A 17,850-nucleotide genomic window follows, 5' to 3' on the forward strand; every position below is an offset into this window, starting at 1 on the left:
ACCCGGCGCGACGCCGCAGCCGCGCCCTGCCCGAAAGGCAACCGTGATCCAGAACACCGCGCTGGCGCTCCTGCCAGTCCTGACCGTCCTCCTCGTCTCCGTGCTAACGAAACGCGCGCTCCTGGGCCTGCTCGCAGGCGCCGTCACCGGAGCGATCCTGCTCGGCGGCTGGGGCTTCTTCGACACCTTGGTAGGCACGTTCGGCGCCTCCCTCTCCAATGAAACGGTGCACTGGCTTGCCCTGGTCGTGGTGCTCTTCGGCATCCTCATCGCCTATTTCAATGTTTCGGGAGCCGTTTCCGACTTTGCTGAGTGGACCGAGCGCTTCGTCACTTCCCGTCGCAAGTCTCTGCTGCTCACCTGGCTGCTGACCGTGGCACTGTTCATTGACGACTACCTCAACGCCCTCACCGTGGGCACCTCCATGAAGCGCGTCACTGACCGCTATGGGGTGCCGCGCACCCTCGTGGGTGCGATCGTCAAACTCACCTCCGCACCGATCGCCGTGATCATCCCGTTCTCCACCTGGGCCGTGTTCTTCGCCGCGCTGCTCGAACAAGATGGTGTCACCGTCAACGGGTCCGGCTTCGGCGCGTATGTCCAGGGCCTGCCGTTCGTGTTCTTCGGCTGGTTCGCTCTGGCAATCGGCCTGCTCCTCGCCCTCGGCCTGCTGCCACTGGTGGGCCCACTGCGCCGTGAACAACTGCGCGTCGACCGCACCGGCGACCCCCTTCCCGAGGGTCTCACGGCTGAGGAACGTGCGTTCGAGCTGTCAGGTGCCGCCACCTCAGGCAAGCGCCCACTCCCCTTCAATTTCCTCCTCCCCATCATCACCCTCATCGTCGTGACGATCCTCACCGATATCAACATCGTGGCCGGCTCTGCGGCCGCCGTCGTCGTCGCGATCGTCCTGTATCTGGCGCAGCGCAGAATGACCATCCGAGATGTCTTCGAGCAGGCGTTCGAGGGCGTCATGAGCATGGGATACGTCATCATCCTGTTCGTACTGGCGTTCATGGTGCAGCACCTGAACACCGAACTCCAACTCGCGGAGTGGGTCATCGGCGCAACCGAACCGGTCATGCACGGCGCGCTCTTGCCGGCCATCGTGTTCCTCGTGTGCGGCGTCTACGCCTATGCGACCGGCGCGTTCTGGGATCTCGCCGCCGTCATCACACCGGTCGTGCTGCCCCTGGCGATTGCGGTCGGCGTCGATCCGGTACTTGCCGGAACGGCCGTGTTCTCAGGTGCCGCGCTCGGCTCGACCACCTGCCTCTACGGCGACGGCATCATCCTCGCGTCGAAGTCGGTCGGCGTGAAGCCGCTGAATCTCATGCTTTCGATCCTCCCGTACGCGGGGGCGGCGGCAGTGCTCAGCGTGATCGCCTACCTCGTGGCGGGCTTTGCCACGTTCGGCTGATCGCTCGCTGCGATCCCGGTGCGCCAGAGGTTCAAGCACCGGCCGCAGCAGGCACGAGGCCCCGGGGCGGACGCTGCGCGTCCGCCCCGGGGCCTCGGTGATAGAAGAGGGCGTGTTTGATACGCCTGCGTCTTTTCGTGCCTGTTCGCGGCACATCCCTGACGCTGCTGCCCTGGCAGCGATTCACGGGAGATCAGTTAGGCGGTGAGCGTCCGCTCGGCCATCTCCACCACATTCTTCAGCAGTAGCGCGCGGGTCATCGGGCCGACGCCGCCGGGGTTCGGCGACACCCAGCTGGCCACCTCGGCCACTGCAGGATCGACGTCGCCCACAACTCGGCTCTTGCCGGTCTCGGGGTCGGTCTTGCGCGAGACGCCCACGTCGAGCACGATCGCACCGGGCTTGACGTCTTCGGCGCGCACGATCCCTTCGACGCCGGCTGCAGCGACGATCACATCGGCACGGCGCAGTTCTGCGGCGAGATCCTGCGTGCCTGTGTGGGTGAGAGTGACGGTGGCGTTGTACTCGCGGCGGGTGAGGAGCGGCCCGATGGGGCGGCCCACGGTCACGCCGCGGCCCACGACGACCACGTGCTTGCCGGCCCAGGACAGGCCGTTGCGCTCGACGAGTTCGATCACGCCGCGCGGCGTGCACGGCAGCGGGCTTATGATCTCGGTGTTTGCATTCAGCACGAGTCGGCCGAGGTTGGTCGGGTGCAGGCCGTCAGCGTCTTTGTCCGGGTCGATGCGTTCGAGAATGCGATCGGTGTCGATATGCTTCGGCAGCGGCAGCTGCACGATGTAGCCGGTGCAGCCGGGGTCGGCGTTGAGTTCATCGAGCACCGCTTCGAGCTCGTCCTGGGTGACGGTCTCGGGCAGCTCACGTTTGATCGACGCGATGCCGACTTCGGCGCAGTCGCGGTGCTTACCCGCGACGTACCACTGGGATCCCGGGTCTGCACCGACGAGCACGGTGGCGAGACCGGGCACGACGCCGCGCTCGCGCAGGGCGGTGACCCGATCGGTCAACTCGCTCTTGATCGCGGCGGCCGCGGCCGTGCCGTTGAGGATGTTTGCAGGCATGACTGACTCCTCTGATGAGCCGTGCGCCGGGGCTGCCGGAGGGCGGTGCTGACCGCGCGCTCCGGCAGCCCCGGCGAACGGGGTTACCAGGTCTCGAGACCGGGGTAGAGCGGGAAGGCCTCGGCGAGCGCGGTGACGCGGGCCTTGAGGGCCTCGATGTCGCCGCTCTGCTGCAGGGTGAGCGCGATGATGTCGGCTACCTCGGCAAACTCGGTGTCGCCGAAGCCGCGGGTTGCGAGGGCGGGGGTGCCGATGCGCAGGCCGCTGGTGACCATCGGGGGGCGCGGATCGAAGGGCACTGCGTTGCGGTTGACGGTGATGCCCACAGCGTGCAGTGCGTCCTCGGCCTGCTGGCCGTCGAGCTGCGAGTTGCGCAGGTCGGCGAGCACGAGGTGCACGTCGGTGCCGCCGGTGAGCACGTCGACGCCGGCCGACTTCGAGGCGTCACTGGTGAGCGCCTCGGCTACGAGCTTCGCACCCGAGAGAGTGCGCAGCTGGCGATCCTTGAACTCGTCGGTGGCGGCGAGCTTGAAGGCGGTGGCCTTCGCGGCGATGACGTGCATGAGCGGGCCGCCCTGCTGGCCGGGGAACACGTTCGAGTTGAGCTTCTTGTAGAGCTCGAGGTCGTTGGTGAGGATGAAGCCGGAGCGGGGACCGCCGATGGTCTTGTGCACGGTCGAGGAGGTGACGTGCGCGTGCGGCACCGGGCTGGGGTAGAGGCCGGCGGCGACGAGGCCTGCGAAGTGAGCCATGTCGACCCAGAGGGTCGCGCCGACCTCGTCGGCGATCTCGCGGAACTTCGCGAAGTCGAGCGTGCGGGGGTAGGCCGACCAACCGGCGATGATGACCTTGGGCTTGTGCTCGAGCGCCTGCGCGCGCACCACGTCCATGTCGATGAGGAAGGTCTCGGGGTCGACACCGTAGTGCACAACGTTGTAGAGCTTGCCCGAGAAATTGAGCTTCATGCCGTGGGTGAGGTGGCCGCCGTGAGCGAGTTCGAGGCCCAGAATGGTGTCGCCGGGCTCGGCGATGGCGCTGAGCACGGCGGCGTTGGCGCTTGCACCCGAGTGGGGCTGCACGTTCGCGTACTTCGCGCCGAAGAGCGACTTGGCACGCTCGCGGGCGAGATCTTCAGCCACGTCGACGAACTCGCAGCCGCCGTAGTAGCGGCGGCCGGGGTAGCCCTCGGCGTACTTGTTGGTGAGCACGGAACCCTGGGCCTCGAGCACGGCGCGCGGCACGAAGTTCTCGCTGGCGATCATCTCGAGCGTGGCGCGCTGACGGCCGAGCTCGTTCTGCAGCACTGCGGCGATCTCAGGATCGACCGACTCGAGCGGCTCGTTGAAGAATGCGGACTGGGTGGACATTGTGTGCTCCTTCTATCTTCGTCTCCGCGGCACACGGAGATTCCAGAGAAATACGACCCAGGCGAGCGGCCAATTCATACGAAGTTGTCGTTCCCCGATGGTGTCCCATCTGCACGCCAGTCACGACGAGCACCAGTTTAGCGCGGATCCACTACCCTTGTACTCCGTGAGCACGAACACGATCGCCCCCGCAGATACCGCAGAGCATGCCCAATGGGTGCTGACCCTTTCCTGCATTGACGGTCCGGGTATTGTGCACGCCATCAGCGGCGCGATCGTCGCGGCCGGGGGCAACATCGAGGAGAGCCAGCAGTTCGCGAGCGCCGACACCGGCCGCTTCTTCATGCGACTGCAGGTCAGCGCCGTGGCACAGCCCGAATCGTTCGAGCAGCGCTTCTCAGCCGCGCTCGCCCCGGTCACCGAGCGCTACCACATGACGTGGCGCCTCGACACCGTGGGCCGGCCGGTGCGCACGCTCATCCTCGCGTCCACCGCCACGCACTGCATCAACGATCTGCTCTATCGTCGCCGCGGTGGCCAGCTGCCGATCGAGGTGCCGCTCGTGCTCTCAAATCATGAGACCGTGCGCGATATCGCCGAGTTCTACGGCGTGCCTTTCGAGCACCGCCCCATCGCCGGCGCCGAAGACAAGGCTGCGTTCGAGCGTCGCGTGCTCGAAGCAGTCGAGGAGCACGACATCGAGCTGGTGGTGCTCGCCCGCTACATGCAGATCCTGTCGCCCGAGCTGTGCCAGGCGCTCGAGGGGCGCGCGATCAATATCCACCACTCCTTCCTGCCCGGCTTCAAGGGAGCGAATCCTTACAAGCAGGCGCACCAGCGCGGGGTGAAGCTGATCGGCGCGACCGCGCACTTCGTCACCACAGATCTCGACGAGGGCCCGATCATCGAGCAGGACACCACTCGCGTCGATCACTCGTACTCGCCGCGCGAGCTGGTGCAGCTGGGTCAGGACATCGAGGCGCGGGTGCTGCGCCACGCGGTGAACTGGTTCGCTGAGAACCGTGTGCTCGCCGACGGCGACCGCACCATCATCTTCCAGTAGTCGAGGGGTTCGCGAGCTCGGCAGAGAATCCTGCGATGAGCGCGCGCAACCCGAGTTCGAACGACGCATCGGCGGGCCGCGTGCCCGTCTGTGCGAGCAGCTTCGCGCGGGCGCGGTAGGCGGAGCTAAAGCGCGGCACGTCATCGCGCGGACCGGGATCGAGCATGTCGTCTGGCGCTGAAAGATCGAGTGCCGATCCCAGCACGAACGATTCGAGCGCCACGAGCACGGTCACCGCATGTGTTTCGGGCCAGCCGGCGTCAACGAGTTTCGCGATCACCGCCTCGTACATCACGGTGGTCACCGATTCTTCGGCGAGGGGCAGCACCGCGAGCAACGCGACGAGCGAGGGGTGCGCCGCGAACACGTCGCGATAGTGGTGAGCCCAGGTGGCGAGCGCGGCTTCCCAGGGCTCGCGTTCGAAGGCGTCGGTGGGGATCCGCTCACTGATGAGCTCTCGTACCCCCGCGATGAGTTCGTTGTAGCCCGCAACGTGGTTGTAGAGCGCGGAAGGGCGCACGCCGAGTTCTGCGGCGATCGCACGCATGCTTGCCGCCTCGGTGCCGCGCTCGTCGATCAGCCTGAGACAGGTCTCCGTAATGAGGCGTTTCGAGAGCACTCCGGCGCTCGGACGGCCGACCCTGCGACGGGTTGGGGGCGCTGCTGCCGCGCCGTCGCCGTTTCGGTTCGCCATTTTGGGCCTTTCCGTACTATTCTCATTTCGGCAGTTCTAAAAGAACCCCGTTCATTTTACTGATTCTGCCGCAGGAGCCGGGCCCGACGCCCCGCACCCGAGCACTATCAAAGGAGATACCGTGGCCGAGACCGCATCGCCGCAACAGCACCTCAGACGAGAACTCGGCCTCGGAGGGCTCATCCTCTTCGGCCTGGCTTACATGGCGATGGGCACCGTCTTCACCACCTACGGCATCGTCAACCAGATGACCGAGGGCCGTCTCCCTGCAGCCTACGTGGTCGCGCTGCTCGTCATGTTGTTCACCGCGTACAGCTATGCATCGATGGTGCGCCGCTACCCCGTGGCGGGCTCCGCCTACACCTACGCCCAGCAGGCCTTCGGCGGCGGCGCAGGCTTCCTAACGGGCTGGGTGCTGCTGCTCGACTACCTGTTCATCCCGATGATCAACTTCATGATTCTGGGGCTCTACCTGAACACCCAGTTCCCCGAGGTGCCGTCACAGGTGTTCTCGTTCGCCGCGCTGCTGCTCGTGTTCCTCTTCAACGTGCTCGGCATCACGCTCGTGAGCAAGCTCAACGTGGCGATCATCGCCATCTCCACGGCCTCGCTGATCATCTTCACCACGCTCGCGGTGAAGGCAGCCATCGGCAACCCCGACGCGCCCAGCCTCATCGATCCCTTCATCCCCGGCCAGGAGGGCTTCAGCCCCATCTTCGCGGGATCCGCCGTACTCGCGCTCTCCTTCCTCGGCTTCGACGCCGTCTCCACCCTCTCCGAAGAGGCGAAGCACCCCCGCCGCGATATCCCCCGCGCGATCATGCTCACCACCCTCATCGGCGGCGCCATCTTCATCATCGTCTCGCTCGCCGGCGCCCTCGCGTACCAGCCCGAGAACTGGCAGGACATCCCCCGCGAACTCATCGACGCCGCGGCGGTCGTGCTCGCCGAGCACGTGGCAGGCCAGTGGCTTGCGGTGCTGTTCGTCATCGTGAGCGTGGCCGGCTGCTTCGGATCAGGCCTCGCCGGCCAGGTCTCGGTCGCGCGCATCCTCTACTCGATGGGCCGCGACGGCACCCTGCCCCGACCGCTCGGCATCCTCTGGTCGCGCTACGGCACCCCGGTCGTCGCAGCCGCCACGGTCTCTGTATTCGCCCTCGCGAGCCTGTTCCTCACGCTTGAGCAGGCCGCCTTCATGATCAGCTTCGGCGCGCTCGCCGCGTTCACCATGGTGAACCTGTCGGTGATCCGCGTCTACCTCTTCCCGAAGGCCGGCGATCCCAGGCCCACCACCGCCGATTGGTTCCTGCGCGGCCTGCTGCCCCTCATCGGCTTCGCCATGTCGCTCTGGCTGTGGACCTCGCTGCAGCCCGGCACCTGGGTGGTCGGCGGCATCTGGTTCGCAATCGGCGTGGTGATCCTCGCGATCAACACCCGCTTCTTCACCCGGCCGGTGCCCCGCATGGACTTCTCCGAGGGCCCCGCCACCGAGGTGATCGACGCCGTCGCCGAAGCGACCCCCTTCAAGTGATTCACCTGCGGGGGTGCGGCGAGCGCCGCACCCCCGCAGCCGCCCCGCACACCCCGTAGGCAAAGGAGCCGCCACTATGAGCCTCACCGTCTTCACCGGAGGCACCATCCTCGTCGACCCGCTCGCCTCGGGTGCCGCGGCGCGAAGCGACGCCATCGCGTTCCGTGACGGCGTCGTCGCGGCGCTCGGAACCGAGGCCGCAGCGCTGGCATCGCAGCCCGACGCCAGAGTGATCGATCTCGCCGGCGGTGTGCTGGCGCCCGCCCCGGGCGACGGCCACGCTCACCCGCTGCTCGGCGGCCTCGAGGCGATCGGCCCCCGCATTCGCGAGGCCTCAGACAAGCAGGGCATCCTCGACGCCGTCGCCGCATGGAAAGCCGAGCACCCCGAGGCTGAGTGGATCGTGGGCGGCAGCTACGACGCCACCTTTACCGAGGGCGGCCTCTTCGACGCCCGCTGGCTCGACGAGGTCACCGGAGACACCCCCACGATTCTGCGCGCCTGGGATTACCACACGGCGTGGGTGAACTCGGCGGCGCTGCGTGCAGGCGGCATCACCGCAGACACCCCCGATCCCGCCCTCGGCCGGATCGTGCGCCGCGCCGATGGCTCCCCTCTCGGCACCCTCCAGGAGGCCGCAGCCAACGACTTCCTCGCCAATATCGTGCCGGCCCACCCCCTCGAAACCCGGCTCGCCGCCATCGAAAGCGCCACGCGCAACTACGCTGCGCAGGGCACCACCTGGGTGCAAGACGCCTGGGTCGAACTCACTGAGCTGCCCGTCTACCTCGCCGCAGCCGAGCAGCAGCGGCTCCACACCCGCATCAACCTCGCGTTCCGCGCCGCACCCGGCGAGTGGCGCGAACAGCTCGCAGCCTTCGCCGATGCGCGGGCGAGCGTCGACGCACTCGGAGCCGACCGCCTCAGCGCGCACACCATCAAGTTCTTCGTCGACGGCGTCATCGAGAGCCACACCGCCGCGCTGCTCGCGCCTTATGCCGACAAACCCGACGAGCACGGCCTGCCAAACTGGTCCGCGGCCGAACTCACCGCCGCCGTCACCGCGTTCGACGCGGCAGGCTTCCAGCTGCATCTGCACGCCATCGGAGACGCCGCCAACCGTTTCGCACTCGACGCCATCGAAGCCGCGATCCGCACGAACGGCCCCCGCTTGCGCCACCACGTCATCGCGCACGTCGCCCTGCTCGACCCCGCCGATGTCGCACGCTTCGCAGAGCTCGACGTCATCGCCAACTTCGAGCCGTACTGGGCGCAGTGCGACGCGGTCATGCGCGATCTCACGATCCCGCACCTCGGGCATCCCCGCGACGAGTGGCAGTATCTCATCGGCTCGATCGTGCGCAGCGGTGCGACGGTCTCGTTCGGCAGTGACTGGCCTGTGACGACGCTCGATTGGCGCCCGGCCCTTTCGACGGCGATCACCCGCCACAGCCACACCGATCCCGGCGCGGAGGCCTGGCTGCCGGAGGAGCGCATCGATCCCGCCACTGCGTATGCCGCCTACACCGCCGGTATCGCGCGGCAGGCTCTCGCACCCGACCGCGGCTCACTCGAGCCCGGCCAGACCGCCGACGCCGTCTGGTTGTCAGCGGATCCGCTCACCATCGCTCCCGAGGAGATTGCGGATCTCACCGTGCACGGCACGTGGCTTGCCGGCGAGCAAACCTTTCAACGATAAACTCCCAACAACACCGATTTCAAAGGAGAAATCATGAGCGAATCCTCGCAGCCACGTCTCAAACGAGCCCTCGGCCTGACAGGTCTCACCCTGTTCGGCGTCACCTACATGACGGTGATCACGGTCTTCACGACCTACGGCATCGTCAACCAGGTCACCGATGGGCACCTTCCGGCCGCGTACATCGTTGCCGTCGTCACGATGCTCTTCACCGCCGCCAGCTACGGTGCGATGGTGCGCCGGTATCCGGTGGCAGGATCCGCCTACACCTACTCGCAGCAGTCATTCGGCGGCGCAGCAGGATTCCTCACCGGCTGGGTCATGCTGCTCGACTACCTGTTCATCCCGATGATCAACTTCATGCTCATCGGCATCTACCTCAATACGCAGTTCCCCGCGATCCCCGCCTGGGTGTTCACGCTTGCAGCGCTGCTGATCGTGCTCGTGTTCAACGTGCTCGGCATCACGCTCGTCAACAAGGTGAACATGGTGATCATCGCGCTCTCGGTGGTGCTCGTGGTGCTGTTCATGGTGCTCGCCTTCAAGCACGCACTCGGCGGCAACACTGAGATCAGCCTCATCGAACCCTTCACCTTCGGTGAAGGCGGCATCGGCGCGGTTGCTTCAGGCGCCGCGATCCTCGCGCTCTCCTTCCTCGGCTTCGACGCGGTCTCCACACTCTCCGAAGAGGCCAAGCGCCCCCGCAAGGACATCCCTCGCGCGATCGTGCTCGCAACGATGGTGGGTGGCCTCTTCTTCATCCTGGTTTCGTGGGCCGGCGCGATCGCCTACCGCCCCGACTGGGCTTCGCTCACCGCGGGCGAGGTCGATGCCGCTGGTGTGACCGTCATGAACAACATCGGCGGCGAGGCGTTCACCGCCTTCTTCGTCGCGGTCTACGTGGTCGGCGCGTTCGGCTCCGGCATGACCGGGCAGGTGTCGGTGTCGCGCATCCTCTACGCGATGGGCCGCGACGGCATGCTGCCCAAGCCGCTCTCGCGCCTGAACCGCCGTTTCGGCACCCCCATCGTGGCGGCTGTCACGGTGTCGGTGTTCGCGCTGTCGAGCCTGTTCCTGTCGCTCGACACCGTCGCCTTCATGATCAGCTTCGGCGCGCTCGCCGCGTTCGCAATGGTCAACCTGTCGGTGATCCGCACCTACCTGTTCCCGAAGGGTGGCCGCAAGCAACCGCTCACCGCTCGCTCGATTCTGACGCACGGCGTCGCACCGTTCATCGGTTTCCTTCTCACCATCTGGCTGTGGACCTCGCTCGAGCCCGGCACCTGGCTGGTGGGCGGCATCTGGCTGGTGGTCGGCGTCATCATCATCGCGATCGTCACCGGCGGCTTCAAGCGGCCCGTGCCCAAGATGGACTTCTCCGAGAACGATCCCACCACCGAGCAGATCGACCAGCTCGGCGAGGAGTATCCGCTTGAGCCGCGCCGCTGAGGCTGCGGCACCGAAGTCGCAACGCCGGCGCTGATGCGTCGACAGCAGCGGGCGGGCACGGGGAACACACCCCGCGCCCGCCCGCTGTGGTCTGTGGTTGCGGTTACGCGGCTGCGGCTTCGGCTGCGCGGCTGCGGTCAGCGCAGGTGCTCGACGTCCCCCGCTGACACCGTGAGCACGCCGCCCGTCGGCAGATCCACCATCAGCGAGCCGTCCTCGGCGAGCCGCCGGGCCCGCCCGTCAACCACCTCACCGCCAGGCAGATGCACCCGCACCTCCGTGCCGAGGGTCAGTGAGTGCCGGGCCACGCGAGCGCGGGCCGCATCCGGGTCGCTCGCAGCGAGCTCGATCAGCCGCAGCAGCTCGCCGGCGTAGGCCGCCAGCACACGATCGGCGAGGTCGTGGCCGAGCGCATCGGCGAGACTCGGATCCGCCCCCTCGTACTCACCCGCAAGCTCGCTGCGCGCAGACCCAGCAGAGGCCGCACCAGCAGGCACCGACTCAGCAGGTGCCGACCCGGCAGAGGCCGCACCAGCCATCAGATCAGCGCCCGCTGCCAGCAGCGAGGTCGCCCGCTCAGTGGGCAGTTCCCACTCGGGGATGAGCAGATTGATGCCAGTGCCCACCACTACCGAACCGTCAGGCAGCAGTTCGCAAAGGATGCCGCACAGCTTCTTGCCCGGTCGGCCCGCGATCGCGTCTTCCTCGTCGCGCAGGTGCACATCGTTCGGCCACTTCACGCCAACGCGCAGTCCCTCGCCGAAGAACGGCTGCAGTGCGGCCACCACCGCAGAGCCTGTGAGCAGCGGCAGCCAGCCGATGCCCAGCCCGGTGAAGCCGCGGATCAACAGCGAGGCCGCGATTGCGGTGTCGGGCGGGGTCACCCAGCTGCGATCGAGCCGACCGCGGCCGGCGGTCTGATTCGAGGTCGCGAGGAGGGTGCCGTGCGGCAGCGCGTCACCTCCGGGCCTCGTTGCGAGCGCCCGCAGCTCGGCGTTCGTCGAGGGCGAGCTCTCCCGCCAGATCACCTCAGCCAGCACGCCCCGCGTGCGCCACAACTCCATACCCCCAAGCTACCCCCTCACCTCAAGCACCCACCGCTCCCCCTTTTCGTAGGCAATCGACTACGAATTTCTACTTCAGTTGGAGGTGTCCATGAACCATTAGCCAGAGGCCCGCGCTAGGCTGGCAGGCGTGATCGAAGAGAACGCAGCCGCAGCCGCACCCGCCTCGCAGGGAGCAGACTCGCTCGCGACCACCGCGGGCCGCATCGCAGACCATCGCCGCAAGTATCAGGAGGCCGTGGGAGACCGCGATGCCGCCGCCGCCGCGAAGCAGCATCCCCGTGGCAAGATGACGGCGCGCGAGCGCATCTCGGCGCTGCTCGACCCGGGCTCCTTCGTCGAGTTCGACAAGTATGTGAAGCACCGCACCCAGGGCTTCGGCATGGAGAACAGCCGCCCCTTCGGCGATTCGGTCGTCACGGGTGCCGGCACCATTCACGGCCGCCAGGTGGTCGTGTTCTCGCAAGACTTCACCACCTTCGGCGGGTCGCTGGGCGAGGTCGCCGGCGAGAAGATCGTGAAGGCGATGGAGTTCGCACTCAAAACGGGCGCACCGCTGCTCGGCATTCTCGATTCGGGCGGCGCCCGCATTCAGGAGGGTGTGGTCGCGCTCAGCAAGTACGCGAAGATCTTCCGCCTGAACACGGCCTGCTCGGGCGTGATTCCGCAGATCTCCATCGTGATGGGCCCTTCGGCGGGCGGCGCGGTCTACTCGCCGGCCCTCACCGACTTCGTGATCATGGTCGACAAGACCAGCCACATGTTCGTCACCGGCCCTGACGTCATCAAGACCGTCACCGGCGAAGATGTCGGCTTCGAAGAGCTCGGCGGCGCGCTCACGCACAATAAGACGAGCGGCGTCAGCCACTATCTCGCCAGCGATGAGCTCGACGCGCTCGATTACGCTCGCGCGCTCATCAGCTACCTGCCCGACAACAACCTCGCCGAGGCCCCGGTCTACGACAGCGACACCGCTCTCGAGATCACCAGCGCCGACCGCCGCCTCAACACCATCATCCCGGACAGCCCCAACCAGCCGTACGACATGAAGGTGATCATCGAGGCGATCCTCGACGGCGGCGACTTCCTCGAGGTGCAGCCGCTGTTCGCCCCCAACATCCTCATCGGCTTCGGCCGCGTCGAGGGCCGCACGGTGGGCGTGGTCGCCAACCAGCCCAACCAGATGGCGGGCACCCTCAACATCGACGCCAGCGAGAAGGCCGCCCGCTTCGTGCGCTTCTGCGACGCGTTCTCGATCCCGATCCTCACCCTGGTCGACGTTCCCGGCTACCTGCCTGGCACCGATCAGGAGTTCCAGGGCGTCATCCGTCGCGGCGCGAAGCTGCTCTACGCTTACGCCGAGGCCACGGTGCCGCTGGTCACGATCATCACCCGCAAGGCTTACGGTGGCGCGTACATCGTGATGGGCTCGAAGGAGATGGGCGCCGATTTCAATATCGCGTGGCCCACCGCCGAAATCGCCGTCATGGGTGGCGCTGGCGCTGTGAACATTCTCTACCGCAAGGAGCTTGCGGCAGCTGCTGAGCGCGGCGACGATGTCGAAGCGCTGCGGGCCGAACTCACCGCAAAGTACACCGCTGATGTGTCGTCGCCGTTCCTCGCGGCTGAGCGCGGCGAGCTCGACAATGTGCTTGAGCCCGCCGGCACTCGCCTCGCGGTGATCAAGGCGTTGCGCGGTCTGCGCGGCAAGCGCGACGAGCTGCCTGCCAAGAAGCACGGCAACATCCCGCTGTAACGATTGGACGCGGGCGAGCACGGCGGCGCGGAGGGGCGGATCGGCACAGGGGTGCGGATCCGCCCCTCCCTCACCGGCGCAGAGTCACCCCAATCAACCGCCCGCGCCCCGTCAGGTATTCTCATGGGGTTGCGCCCTGCCGCTCCGTGGATCGAGAGGAATCATCGTGAACGATCGCCTGCTGCCCCCTGACGCCGCCGAGCGCGACGCCGCCAGGCGCCGGGAGCTGGGTGCACTTGACGATGCGCTCAGCGGAGACGATATTCGTTTCGTGACGCGGATGGTGGGCGAGGAGGAGCGAGCCGCTGTGGTGGCGGTGCTTACCGCGGTGCGCAGTGAGGAAACGCAGCGGCGCAAGCGTGTGGCGCGACGCGACCGCGAACCGTGGGCGCGTTCGCAGCGGGTGCCAGAGGGCATCAACGATCTGCTCATCGAAGGCTGATCAGGGGCCACGCAGTGCACCGCACTGTCGCTGATGCTGAGCGCGAGTTGCGCGAGCTGATGCGCCGCGGTTTCTCGTTTCCGTTCGACCCGCAGGGCGCCCGCTCTGATCGCCCGCTGCGTCACTCCGCGGTGCTGATTCTGTTTGGCGCGCTGGACCGCACGGAGGCTTCGCCTGCGGGTGCCGCGGCCAGTGGTCTGCCGCCCGAGCTTGATGTGCTGCTCATCAGGCGGGCGACGGGCATGCGGCATCACGCGGGTGAGATCGCGTTTCCTGGTGGCGGTGCCGAGCCTGAGGACGGCGATGATCCGGCGCGCACCGCATTGCGGGAGGCTGCCGAGGAGACGGGCCTGGTGCCTGAGGGTGTTGAGGTGCTGGGTTCGCTGCAGCGCGTGCATATTCCGGTGAGCAACAATCTGGTGACGCCGGTGGTGGGTTGGTGGCGTTTGCCGAGTGATGTGGCGGCGGATCGCACGGAGTCGGTTGACGTGTTTCGAGCGCCTGTTGCGGAGCTTGTGGATCCCGCGGCGCGCGGCACGTCGGTGCTGCGGCGGGGCGGATCGACCTATCGGGGGCCGGCCTTTCGGCTGCACGACAGGCTGGGCGGCCACATCGTGTGGGGGTTCACGGGGATATTGCTCGCGGCGCTTATCGAGGAGCTGGGTTGGGCGGCGCCTTGGGATGCTGGCCGGCTACTGCCTGTCTCCCCCTGAGGCGGATCAGGTGCGCGGGGTTCAGGCGTGGCTTGCGCCGTCTTCTGGGAACACCGTTGCGGTGTCGCCCAGCTGCAGCGCGAGCGCGGTGGCCTGGGCGGCGTCTTCGAGGTTGAGGGCGCGCCGGTACGCCATCTCGACAGTGTCGGCCACGACGGAGCAGCCGTGGTGCTGCATCACCACGCAGTCGTGCTGCCGCAGCTGCTCGGCGGCGGTGTCGGCGAGCTCGTCGGTGCCGTTGTGGAAGAACGGGGTGACGCCGATGGGGCCGAGGTAGTAGGCGTGGTCGAGGGTGAGGCGGCGAATGTCGTGGCCCAGGCTGGCGAGCACAACCGCGGTGCGCGGGTGCAGGTGCAGCACGCACTCCACGTCGGGCCGTGCCCGGTAGGCGCGGTGGTGCAGTTTCCACTCGCTCGACGGCTTCACACCGCTCGCCGAAGGCGCGCCGGTTTCGTCGTCGTCGAGGCTGAGTTCGACGAAGTCGGCTGCGGTGAGCTTGTCGAACCAGACGCCGCTGCCTGAGACAAGAAAACGGTCATCGGCGACGCGCACCGACAGGTTGCCTGCGCTTGCGAGCACGAGGCCCCGAGCTGCGGCGTCGCGGCCCACTTCGATCAGCTCCTGCACCAGCCGGTCACGGTCTCGCGTTGTAGTCATGCTCTCCACCGTACTCGCTCCCCGCGCTCAGACCGCGCCGGTCAGCTCCCGATGCGTGGTGAGGGCCTGCTGGTCGGTGAGCGACGCCACGTAGTCGAGGATCGCCCGCGTGCGGCCCTGGCGACGCAGGCCCGCATCGCTGGTGTCGCCTGAGAGCAGATCGGGACGTTCCCGCCGCAGTTCGAAGGAGGCCGCAACGGCGTCGTCAACCCATTCCAGCAGGCGACGGGGTGCCCGCGGGGCGTCGATAGGGTCGGCAAGCCAGGCGTCGAAACCGAGGGCGAGGTCTGCGATGACGCGAGCCTGCCCGCGCTGAGGCTGCCCCAGTTCGGGGCGTTCGAGCACGAAGTGGGCGTGCACGAATTTGAGCACCATCACTTCGTGCCAGGCCTGCTGGTCGAGGCGCACGTAGCCGCTGCGCACGTGTGGTCGTTCTTCAACGACGATGGAGGTGCGCAGGTGTTCGATCCAGCGGCGGGTGAAGTCCGAGACGGCGCGTTCGCTGTCGATGCCGCCGTCGTAGGGCACTTCGAGGAGTGCGTCGCCCACTTCGGCGCTGACGCGGCGCACGGCGGCGGTGAAGGCTTCGCGATCCGCGATCCACGCGTCTTTGAGGGCGAGGCGCCGCCAGAGTTGTTCGAGGGCGTGGCCTGGCACGCGCAGTGCGCCTGAGCCGGCGAGCTCTTCGGGGGCCATATGTGCGAAGCGGCTGAGGTCGGCGAGCCAGGCACGGAACTCGCCCGCAACGGCGGCCTGCTGCAGCACCCCGGCCCGCGTGAAGTCGTCGAGGTCGTGCACGGCGTAGGCGATATCGTCGGCGAGGTCCATGACGGCGCATTCGACGGTTTGCATGCCTGCTGAGATGTGCGGGAATGCGGCGAGCGCGGTTTCCATTTCGCGTGAGTCGAGCGCGTAGGCGGAGAACTTCTCGGCGCCGTGCGCGGCGTCTGCGCCGACGCCGCGTGGGCGCTCTGCGACGGGTCGCTGGGTTTCGGTGACGCCGATCCAGGAGGCGCGCGTCCAGGGGTACTTGAGGGTGGCGGCGCGGGTGGCGGCGGTGAGGTTGAGGCCAGGGAAGTCGCGGCCGAGGGTGTCGAGCTGCGTGAGGATGCGGAAGCTCTGGGCGTTACCTTCGAAGCCTTCGGCAAGGCCGAGGCGTTCGCGGGCGACGCGGTCGAGCACGCGTTCGCCGAGGTGCCCGAATGGCGGGTGCCCGAGGTCGTGGGCGTGGGCTGCGGCTTGGGCGACGACGGTGTCGCAACCGCCGAGGCGGGCGATGATCGCACCAGTGGGATCGTCGTCGCGTTCGCCGCGGAGGTGTGCGCGGTGCCGGGCCTCGTGCCCTGCGAGCTGCGCGGCGATGACGCGCGCGACGGCGCTCACCTTCAGCGAGTGCGTGAGGCGGTTGTGCATTACGGGGCCCACGCCTGATCGCGGCACGACCTGGGTGACGTCGGAGAGCCGCGCGAAGTAGGAAGAGAAGCGGATCCGCTCAAGGTCGATGCGGTACTCCTGTGCGCCTGCGAGTTCGGGGCGTGCGGCGTCGGTGGGGGCGACCGCGTCGCCTTCTTGCACGACGTAGACGCCGCTATCGCCGGTGCCGTCGCCAGCGCCGTCTCCGATGCCCGCCGATCGGTGCTGCGACGAGACGTGTTCGACGTGCTGTCGCGCTTCCCGAGTGCTGTCCTCAGTCATGCCCCCATTCAAGCATCAGCGAGCGCCCTGCGGCTGACCTGGGCGGGCGCACTGGAAATCGTTGCTCGCGGCGCTGTAGCCTTCGAAGCGGAGCCGTGTTCCCGCGCCGGCGGGATCTTGTGACGCGCCCCGATAGTCGAGGAGAGAGCCCATGAGCGAGCAGGTCGGCATCGTCTGGAATCCGTCGAAGGTTGAGGGCGAAAGGCTGCGTGAAGCCTGCGAGCGCGCGCTTGCTGAGGTGTTCGAGTTGCCGCAGGATCGCCCGGAGTGCGTGTGGTTCGAGACCACCGAGGAGGATCCGGGGCAGGGTGCTGCGGCTGCGGCGCTCGATGCGGGCTGCTCGCTGGTGATCGCCGCGGGTGGGGATGGCACGGTTCGGGCGGTTGCTGAGCAGCTCGGGGGTTCGGGATCGCCGGCTGCCGATCTGGGTGTGGTGCCGTTGGGCACCGGCAACCTGCTCGCCCGCAACCTGGGGATTCCGCTCGGCAACCCGCGGGCCGCGTTTGTGCGGGCGTTCACGGGCACCGGGGCACCGCTCGATCTGGGTGAGGTGCGTGTGACGCGGGCCGCGGCCGGCACAGACTCCGCCGAGGCTGCTGGGGTGTCCGGTGCGGATGTCGAGCCTGAGCGTCACGGTTTCGTGGTGATGGTGGGGTTCGGCATCGACGCGCAGATGATCGTGGAGACCGATGACGAGTTGAAGGCGAAGACGGGTTGGCTCGCCTACGTGGAGTCGCTGGGGCGGGCGGCAACGGGCGCTGAGGTGGTTGAGCTGTCGTTGCAGCTTGACGATGCGCCCCCGGTGGTCGAGAGCGCGCACACGGTGCTGGTGGCGAATTGCGGCAGCATTCAGGGCGGCTTCACGCTGCTTCCCGATGCGGCTCCCGATGATGGCGAGCTCGATCTGCTGGTGCTGCGCGCCGATCATGCGGCGGCCTGGCTCGACACGATGAAGAACATGGTGTGGGACAACGGGCTAGTGCGCCTCATCCGCGGGGGCTCTGCGGCGAGTTCTGCGTCGACAGCGCATCTGCGGGCCCGTAATGTTCGGGTGGAGCTGCCTCAGGCACTCGCGTTCGAGGTCGATGGTGACGATGTCGGTGAGGTTTCGTCGTTCGAGGTGCGGATCCTGCCCGCAGCACTGCGGGTGCGCTGAGCGTTCGCGATCCGCCACTCTCAGCCTGTTCCCCAGCGACTCCGAGCTTCCTCATCGGCGCG

At 67.5% G+C, this 17,850-nt stretch carries 15 protein-coding genes and 1 riboswitch; of the genes, 9 read left to right on the forward strand and 6 right to left on the reverse strand.

What is annotated here, in order from left to right; translation table 11 throughout:
* Nucleotides 1-43 precede the first annotated feature (43 nt).
* Nucleotides 44-1,420, forward strand: a complete 1,377-nt coding sequence (locus tag WFL22_RS05820) for a TRAP transporter large permease subunit (protein ID WP_336991865.1) — start codon at nucleotides 44-46, stop codon at nucleotides 1,418-1,420.
* Nucleotides 1,421-1,617: 197 nt separating this feature from the next.
* On the opposite strand, the gene WFL22_RS05825 is transcribed toward WFL22_RS05820, so the two are convergent.
* Nucleotides 1,618-2,502 carry a bifunctional methylenetetrahydrofolate dehydrogenase/methenyltetrahydrofolate cyclohydrolase gene (locus WFL22_RS05825; RefSeq protein WP_336991866.1) on the reverse strand — a complete coding sequence of 295 codons (885 nt, stop codon included), beginning with the start codon at nucleotides 2,500-2,502 and terminating at the stop codon, nucleotides 1,618-1,620.
* Nucleotides 2,503-2,585: 83 nt separating this feature from the next.
* Nucleotides 2,586-3,869, reverse strand: a complete 1,284-nt coding sequence (gene glyA / locus WFL22_RS05830) for a serine hydroxymethyltransferase (RefSeq protein ID WP_336652877.1) — start codon at nucleotides 3,867-3,869, stop codon at nucleotides 2,586-2,588.
* Between the two features lie 48 nt (nucleotides 3,870-3,917).
* A riboswitch (ZMP/ZTP riboswitch) is annotated at nucleotides 3,918-4,003 on the reverse strand.
* A gap of 23 nt (nucleotides 4,004-4,026) precedes the next feature.
* On the opposite strand from glyA, the gene purU reads away from it, so the two are divergent.
* A complete protein-coding gene (purU, locus tag WFL22_RS05835; protein WP_336991868.1) occupies nucleotides 4,027-4,932 on the forward strand; it encodes a formyltetrahydrofolate deformylase in 906 nt (301 codons plus the stop codon).
* On the opposite strand, the gene WFL22_RS05840 is transcribed toward purU, so the two are convergent.
* Nucleotides 4,919-5,626 carry a TetR/AcrR family transcriptional regulator gene (locus WFL22_RS05840; RefSeq protein WP_336991870.1) on the reverse strand — a complete coding sequence of 236 codons (708 nt, stop codon included), beginning with the start codon at nucleotides 5,624-5,626 and terminating at the stop codon, nucleotides 4,919-4,921. The genes purU and WFL22_RS05840 overlap by 14 nt on opposite strands.
* A 121-nt stretch (nucleotides 5,627-5,747) precedes the next feature.
* On the opposite strand from WFL22_RS05840, the gene WFL22_RS05845 reads away from it, so the two are divergent.
* The 3 genes from WFL22_RS05845 (at nucleotide 5,748) to WFL22_RS05855 (ending at nucleotide 10,305) form a co-directional block, all read left to right on the forward strand.
* The gene (locus WFL22_RS05845; RefSeq protein ID WP_336652880.1) at nucleotides 5,748-7,157 is read left to right on the forward strand and encodes an APC family permease; all 1,410 of its coding nucleotides are present in this window, start codon (nucleotides 5,748-5,750) and stop codon (nucleotides 7,155-7,157) included.
* 76 nt (nucleotides 7,158-7,233) lie between these two features.
* Nucleotides 7,234-8,856, forward strand: coding sequence for an amidohydrolase (locus WFL22_RS05850; protein ID WP_336991872.1), 1,623 nt, complete (start codon nucleotides 7,234-7,236; stop codon nucleotides 8,854-8,856).
* A gap of 33 nt (nucleotides 8,857-8,889) precedes the next feature.
* Nucleotides 8,890-10,305: an APC family permease gene (locus WFL22_RS05855; protein WP_336991874.1), complete on the forward strand. Its 1,416-nt coding sequence runs from the start codon at nucleotides 8,890-8,892 to the stop codon at nucleotides 10,303-10,305.
* 137 nt (nucleotides 10,306-10,442) lie between these two features.
* Here WFL22_RS05855 and WFL22_RS05860 read toward each other — a convergent pair whose 3' ends face one another.
* Entirely contained in the window at nucleotides 10,443-11,369 is a 927-nt protein-coding gene (locus WFL22_RS05860) for a biotin--[acetyl-CoA-carboxylase] ligase (protein WP_336991876.1), read from the reverse strand.
* A 130-nt stretch (nucleotides 11,370-11,499) separates the two neighbouring features.
* Between WFL22_RS05860 and WFL22_RS05865 the strand changes: the two genes are divergently transcribed.
* The 3 genes from WFL22_RS05865 to WFL22_RS05875 all read left to right on the forward strand — a co-directional run bounded on the left by WFL22_RS05865 (nucleotide 11,500) and on the right by WFL22_RS05875 (nucleotide 14,280).
* Nucleotides 11,500-13,125, forward strand: coding sequence for an acyl-CoA carboxylase subunit beta (locus tag WFL22_RS05865; protein ID WP_336652884.1), 1,626 nt, complete (start codon nucleotides 11,500-11,502; stop codon nucleotides 13,123-13,125).
* 166 nt (nucleotides 13,126-13,291) lie between these two features.
* Entirely contained in the window at nucleotides 13,292-13,567 is a 276-nt protein-coding gene (locus tag WFL22_RS05870) for a hypothetical protein (protein ID WP_336652885.1), read from the forward strand.
* Nucleotides 13,568-13,581: 14 nt separating this feature from the next.
* Nucleotides 13,582-14,280 (forward strand): NUDIX hydrolase, encoded by a 699-nt coding sequence (locus WFL22_RS05875; RefSeq protein ID WP_336991877.1) that lies wholly within the window; start codon nucleotides 13,582-13,584, stop codon nucleotides 14,278-14,280.
* Between the two features lie 21 nt (nucleotides 14,281-14,301).
* On the opposite strand, the gene WFL22_RS05880 is transcribed toward WFL22_RS05875, so the two are convergent.
* Nucleotides 14,302-14,937, reverse strand: a complete 636-nt coding sequence (locus tag WFL22_RS05880; protein ID WP_336991878.1) for a class II aldolase/adducin family protein — start codon at nucleotides 14,935-14,937, stop codon at nucleotides 14,302-14,304.
* Nucleotides 14,938-14,964: 27 nt separating this feature from the next.
* Complete coding sequence (locus tag WFL22_RS05885; RefSeq protein ID WP_336991879.1) at nucleotides 14,965-16,632, reverse strand: deoxyguanosinetriphosphate triphosphohydrolase family protein; 1,668 nt, start codon at nucleotides 16,630-16,632, stop codon at nucleotides 14,965-14,967.
* Nucleotides 16,633-16,783: 151 nt separating this feature from the next.
* On the opposite strand from WFL22_RS05885, the gene WFL22_RS05890 reads away from it, so the two are divergent.
* Nucleotides 16,784-17,788: a diacylglycerol/lipid kinase family protein gene (locus WFL22_RS05890; protein WP_336991880.1), complete on the forward strand. Its 1,005-nt coding sequence runs from the start codon at nucleotides 16,784-16,786 to the stop codon at nucleotides 17,786-17,788.
* The last annotated feature ends 62 nt before the right edge of the window (nucleotides 17,789-17,850 follow it).

Source organism: Leucobacter sp. VD1, assembly GCF_037150695.1.
GTDB lineage: Bacteria > Actinomycetota > Actinomycetes > Actinomycetales > Microbacteriaceae > Leucobacter.

What these genes read in the sequence shown, in the direction of transcription:
- WFL22_RS05825 (WP_336991866.1), bottom strand. Translation starts at nt 2,502, where the DNA reads ATGCCTGCAAACATCCTCAACGGCACGGCCGCGGCCGCCGCGATCAAG.
- glyA (WP_336652877.1), bottom strand. Translation starts at nt 3,869, where the DNA reads ATGTCCACCCAGTCCGCATTCTTCAACGAGCCGCTCGAGTCGGTCGAT.
- WFL22_RS05840 (WP_336991870.1), bottom strand. Translation starts at nt 5,626, where the DNA reads ATGGCGAACCGAAACGGCGACGGCGCGGCAGCAGCGCCCCCAACCCGT.
- WFL22_RS05850 (WP_336991872.1), top strand. Translation starts at nt 7,234, where the DNA reads ATGAGCCTCACCGTCTTCACCGGAGGCACCATCCTCGTCGACCCGCTC.
- WFL22_RS05855 (WP_336991874.1), top strand. Translation starts at nt 8,890, where the DNA reads ATGAGCGAATCCTCGCAGCCACGTCTCAAACGAGCCCTCGGCCTGACA.
- WFL22_RS05860 (WP_336991876.1), bottom strand. Translation starts at nt 11,369, where the DNA reads ATGGAGTTGTGGCGCACGCGGGGCGTGCTGGCTGAGGTGATCTGGCGG.
- WFL22_RS05880 (WP_336991878.1), bottom strand. Translation starts at nt 14,937, where the DNA reads ATGACTACAACGCGAGACCGTGACCGGCTGGTGCAGGAGCTGATCGAA.
- WFL22_RS05885 (WP_336991879.1), bottom strand. Translation starts at nt 16,632, where the DNA reads ATGACTGAGGACAGCACTCGGGAAGCGCGACAGCACGTCGAACACGTC.
- WFL22_RS05890 (WP_336991880.1), top strand. Translation starts at nt 16,784, where the DNA reads ATGAGCGAGCAGGTCGGCATCGTCTGGAATCCGTCGAAGGTTGAGGGC.